Annotated in this window: 9 protein-coding genes; 8 read left to right on the top strand and 1 reads right to left on the bottom strand. The window is 52.3% G+C overall.

The window, feature by feature from the left end; all coding sequences use genetic code 11:
• Nucleotides 1–79: 79 nt before the first annotated feature.
• The 8 genes from NFS35_RS28565 (at nt 80) to NFS35_RS28530 (ending at nt 4,200) form a co-directional block, all read left to right on the top strand.
• Complete coding sequence (locus tag NFS35_RS28565; RefSeq protein WP_120436988.1) at nt 80–466, top strand: hypothetical protein; 387 nt, start codon at nt 80–82, stop codon at nt 464–466.
• The gene (locus NFS35_RS28560) at nt 463–645 is read left to right on the top strand and encodes a hypothetical protein (protein WP_251210339.1); all 183 of its coding nucleotides are present in this window, start codon (nt 463–465) and stop codon (nt 643–645) included. Before NFS35_RS28565 ends, NFS35_RS28560 begins: the two co-directional genes overlap by 4 nt.
• Before the next feature lie 561 nt (nt 646–1,206).
• Nucleotides 1,207–1,467, top strand: coding sequence for a hypothetical protein (locus tag NFS35_RS28555; protein ID WP_251210338.1), 261 nt, complete (start codon nt 1,207–1,209; stop codon nt 1,465–1,467).
• Nucleotides 1,468–1,659, top strand: coding sequence for a sigma-70 RNA polymerase sigma factor region 4 domain-containing protein (locus NFS35_RS28550; RefSeq protein ID WP_251210337.1), 192 nt, complete (start codon nt 1,468–1,470; stop codon nt 1,657–1,659).
• A 156-nt stretch (nt 1,660–1,815) separates the two neighbouring features.
• Entirely contained in the window at nt 1,816–1,974 is a 159-nt protein-coding gene (locus NFS35_RS28545; protein WP_016226768.1) for a hypothetical protein, read from the top strand.
• On the top strand, nt 1,974–2,288 hold the full coding sequence (locus NFS35_RS28540) for a DUF7768 domain-containing protein (RefSeq protein WP_251210336.1): 315 nt from the start codon (nt 1,974–1,976) through the stop codon (nt 2,286–2,288). The genes NFS35_RS28545 and NFS35_RS28540 overlap by 1 nt, the downstream gene beginning before the upstream one ends.
• 101 nt (nt 2,289–2,389) lie before the next feature.
• On the top strand, nt 2,390–2,608 hold the full coding sequence (locus NFS35_RS28535) for a hypothetical protein (RefSeq protein ID WP_251210335.1): 219 nt from the start codon (nt 2,390–2,392) through the stop codon (nt 2,606–2,608).
• Nucleotides 2,608–4,200 (top strand): DUF2800 domain-containing protein, encoded by a 1,593-nt coding sequence (locus NFS35_RS28530; protein WP_330640537.1) that lies wholly within the window; start codon nt 2,608–2,610, stop codon nt 4,198–4,200. The genes NFS35_RS28535 and NFS35_RS28530 overlap by 1 nt, the downstream gene beginning before the upstream one ends.
• On the opposite strand, the gene NFS35_RS28525 is transcribed toward NFS35_RS28530, so the two are convergent.
• A partial coding sequence (locus NFS35_RS28525; protein WP_251210334.1) for a hypothetical protein occupies nt 4,087–4,432 on the bottom strand: 346 nt, incomplete at its 5' end. The two genes, NFS35_RS28530 and NFS35_RS28525, sit on opposite strands and share 114 nt — an antisense overlap.

Raw genomic sequence — 4,432 nt, 5'->3', positions numbered from 1 at the left:
ATGGGAATAACATAGCACTTTTTAAGGTCCATTAAACGGACTTAAAAGACATACCGACCCATTTACTGACTAACACCTTATGAAAAAATTAGTTGCATTAGTTTTAACCTTAGTATGTGCATTAGGTTTGGTTGGTTGCGGAGCAACTCTAAAAAATAAAGAAGAAGTGGTTTCTGGGGATTTGCCACCGATACTTATTATGAGAGAACAACATTTTATTGCATATGATATGCCAATATCTGAACTTCCGGATGATTTGGAGTGCATGGGAGAAATAACAGAGGAAGAGGCAAACGGCACAGGTTTGCAGGGCTGCAAATATTATGCAAATAAATACCTAAGTTCCTTTGATGAGTTTTATGTATATCAAGAATGCGGAACACCTGTTGATAAGAACACGGTTGATAGTACAAAACGTCAGTGGGCTTATGTAAAATGGGTTCGTGAAGGATTGGAAAGAGAGTGAAGTGCAAATATTCCTTCGTGTCACTGATTCCAGTCAGAAAGGTTTATGAGGATGGCGGGACGCAGACCTATACATCCCTGACTTATAAGGTCATTGTGTGGAAGCAGATAGATGGAAAATCGGGGACGGAGTTTTACCTTTTTCCGAATAACTTCCGCCAGTTAGATTATTACGAATGAGAAATAGCGGCAGTGCGGCATGTAAGGAGAGGCGTTTATTGGGAGATACCAATATGCGCCTCCGCATTTTTAGGAGAGGAGGTGGTCGTCATCCAGAAAATTAAATGCCCGAACCATGAGTGCGGGAGGCGGATTTTTGATATCGGCATAACGCGGTTCAGGATCATAGTGGAACTGAAATGCCCGCACCGCGGCGAAGTGGTACGGGTGTACTGGAAACCAAAAGAGAAGAAAAAATATACATAGAAAAAAAGAACGGCGGGGGGATATCCTGCTGTTTTTGCTTTTACGGATTAAAGCGTTCCTTTTATGGGCATACTTATGCTACCAATGGAAAAAAATGGAAATTCCATTGTACGCAAAACTGAATAAGTACCGAGCGAGTGGGACCGCATTGCGCCGAGTCACGAATGGCCGGAGTAAAGCTAGTGAGTTGTTTTAAGAGTGTATGTATAGTGATAGCTTTCCCTGGCCATTCTCTGCCATTTTTTCAAAGCCAGTCCCACGTCTATATTTTAAAGCGTTCCTAACTTTACGAAGCCGTAAAGGAAGGAACGCTTTATGTCTTTTAGGAAGATCACAGTCAAGTCAGGAAACGAAGAATCCACACTGGAAGTTACGGAAGAAGAATATCTAAAATATTACCGCCCGTGGTGGCAGCAGAAAAAGCATGAGCAGCGGAACCGGGAGGCGATGGAGCAGAACGGCTACACGGAAGAATCCTACGAGGCGTGGCGGGATAATGCCTCGGAGGGAGTAGGTATCCCGGACATGGAGCTGCCGGGGGTGGACGAGCTGGTGGAGAAAAAGCTGCTGCTCTGAGTGCTTGCGGATGCGATGGATTCCCTCCTGCCGGAAGAGCGGGAGCTTGCCATGAAGGTGTTCGGGGAGCAGATTCCGGTCACTGAACTTTCACAGCAGATTGGAGGGAGCAGGAGGACACTGGCTTTCCGCAAGGATAAGGTGTTAGAAAAACTGCGTCATTTTTTCCGGGAGCATGGATTTGATGTGTGATTCTCCCCATATTCGACAGGAAAAGATACGTTTGTCGAACGGTTTTCAAAAAAGTTCCATTTTTCATTGCCAGATTTTCAAAAAGTGTCATTACGAAAGGTAGGAGGGTATATTTCGGAGCCTTCCAAAACGGCAGGAAAGGAGGGAACGGAGCCTATGGAAAAATCACAGGAGCTTATCGGCATCCTGCAGGCGATCAGCATTGTTGCGAAAAGCCTCGCCGCCAAGCTGATGCAGATCGAGAAGGAAGTGGAAGCCTACGAAGCCGCGAAAGCGGCGCACGACAGGAAAATGAAGAAAGGATGGAGGCGCTGATGCGTAAGAAGGTTTTTATCTGCAGCCCTTTCCGTAGCGACATGGAAGGGAATGCAAGGAAGGCGGCGGCCTACAGCCGCATGGCGTGTGAGGAAGGGCATCTTCCCATCGCACCGCACCTTTTATTCCCGCAGTTTTTGAACGAGGGGATAGAGGAAGAGAGGCGGCTCGGCATCTCTATGGGGATGGAGCTGCTCTCACTCTGTGACGAGGTGTGGGTGTTCGGGGAAGTCACCGAAGGGATGGCGGCGGAGATCGCATCCGCCACGGCGCAGGGAAAAGAGATCATTTTTAAGGAAACGGAGGGAATGTAAATGGGAAGTGAATTAATGAAGATCGCGGAAGGGTTCTCCATCGTGGCGGAAGGTCTGCGGGGACTTGCCAAAGCGGAGGGGGCGGCACGAAAGAAAAAACGGTGAAAGCGCAGAAACAGGCACAGCCGGAATCTGCGGCAGAAGTACAGCAGGAATCCCCTGCCACGCTGGAGGGCATCCGTGCGCTGATGGCACAGAAGACCCAGGAGGGGAAATCGAAGGAGATCAAGGAACTTTTGCAGAAGTACGGCGCGGTGAAGCTCTCGGCGGTGAAGCCGGAGGACTACCCGGCACTGATGCAGGAAGCGCAGGTGCTGTGATGGGGAAACATGCATTGCTTTCCGCATCTTCCTCAAAGCGGTGGCTCTCCTGCACGCCGTCCGCGCGATTGGAAGAACAGTTTCAGGAGGAGCCTGGCGGCAGCGTCTATGCCGAGGAAGGCACCGCCGCCCACGCCCTTGCGGAGCATAAGCTGAAAAAGGCATTGAAGCGGCGCTCCAAGCGCCCGGTGTCGGATTACCACTGTGACGAGATGGAGGAATGCACGGACGGGTATGTGGCCTTTGCGATGGAGCAGGTGGAGCTGGCAAGGCAGGAATGCAGCGACCCTGTTGTCCTGATTGAGCAGCGGCAGGACTACTCCGCCTATGTGCCGGAGGGATTAGGCACCGGGGATTTGCTTATCGTGGCTGACAAAGTTCTGACCGCCATTGATTTAAAGTACGGGAAAGGCGTGCCGGTGGATGCGGAGTGGAACCCGCAGATCATCAATGAGGAACAGGCGGAAACGGTCAGGAGGATATTCGACCTGTACCTTGCGGGCAACGGCTACCATAAAATAATGAAACAGCTTGAAAAGGAAGGCCGCCGCACGGCGATGGGGAAGACGATGTGGCATTACGCCACCGTCGGCCACATCTTAAAGAACCGACTTTACTGCGGCGAACTGGAATACCGGAAGGAATATGTGCCGGACTACCTGGAACAGAAAAGGGCGAAGAACAAGGGGGAACTGGAGCGCGTCATCGTGGAGGGGAAGCACCAGCCCATCGTCACCAAAGAGGAATTCGGGCGGGTGCAGAAGATGATGGCGGAAAAGGACGCGCAGATGGGGCAGCGCCGGAAGAACAGGGGCGTCCATTCGGACGACCTCTGGCGCAGGAAGATGCGGTGCCAGTGCGGACACGCCTTCGCAAAGACCAAGTGGCATACCAAGACGGACTTCATCACCTACACCTATAAATGCTACGACCAGACCCGGACGGGGACCATAGCGGCAAGGCTGAAAAACGGCCTGGGCATTGAGAACGTCTGCCGCTCGCCGCTGGTGCAGGACTGGAAGATGTACACGATGGCGCAGAAAGTCCTCCACGCCGTGTTCGATGACCCGGAGGGGACGCTCCTGGACGCGGCGGCGGTGCTGGGGTGCGGCATCGCCGGGGTGGAGCAGTCGGAAGTGCTGCGTGACAAGGAAATCATAGAAGAACAGCTCAAAAAGGAGCGGGGCAGATATGAGACGCTGCTCGATATGAGGATGAACAACGAGATACCGAAGGAAGTATTCAGCCGCAAGCAGCAGGAGGTGGGGGAGAAGATTGCGGAACTGGAGCAGCGGATGGCGCAGTACGGTGACGTGGAGCCCGCCACGGAGGCGGACGTGAGCGGCAAGCTGGAAAACCTGCAAAGGCTCATGGGGCAGTTCACCATACCGGAGGACGGGGAATTTTCAGAAGAACAGATGGATAAATATGTGTCAGGGGTGAGGGTTTACGAAGACCGATTCGAGTGGCTCCTAAACCTAAGCCCCGATGCGGGAGGGGGACTGGATGATGCCGGTTCCCCCGTTTATTTCAAGAAGATAACGGTCACGCCGGATGACGAGCGGGGCTTCTGTTGGCAGGCATTTCCCTAAAAACATGGCCTTGCAGTCGGAAAAGCCAAGCAGGTAGGCGAGCATCCCAAATCGGGAGCCCAGCGCGTTCTGCTCGCTGACATACCGGTCAATCAGCAGCCGGATTTCTTTTGACAAGTCCATCCTGTCCAGTTCGCCGGAGTATATGTCCGACCTTCGGAGAATCGCCTGGTATTCCCCGTCACTGCTCACGATACCGTTCATGACGCTGTGCATGCGTGTGTCCATGAGC

The organism is Acetatifactor aquisgranensis, from assembly GCF_943193215.1.
In the GTDB taxonomy this organism is placed as follows: Bacteria; Bacillota; Clostridia; order Lachnospirales; family Lachnospiraceae; genus Acetatifactor; species Acetatifactor aquisgranensis.
Note: the sequence above shows the minus strand (reverse complement) of the source record. Positions and strands in the feature narration are given on the sequence as shown.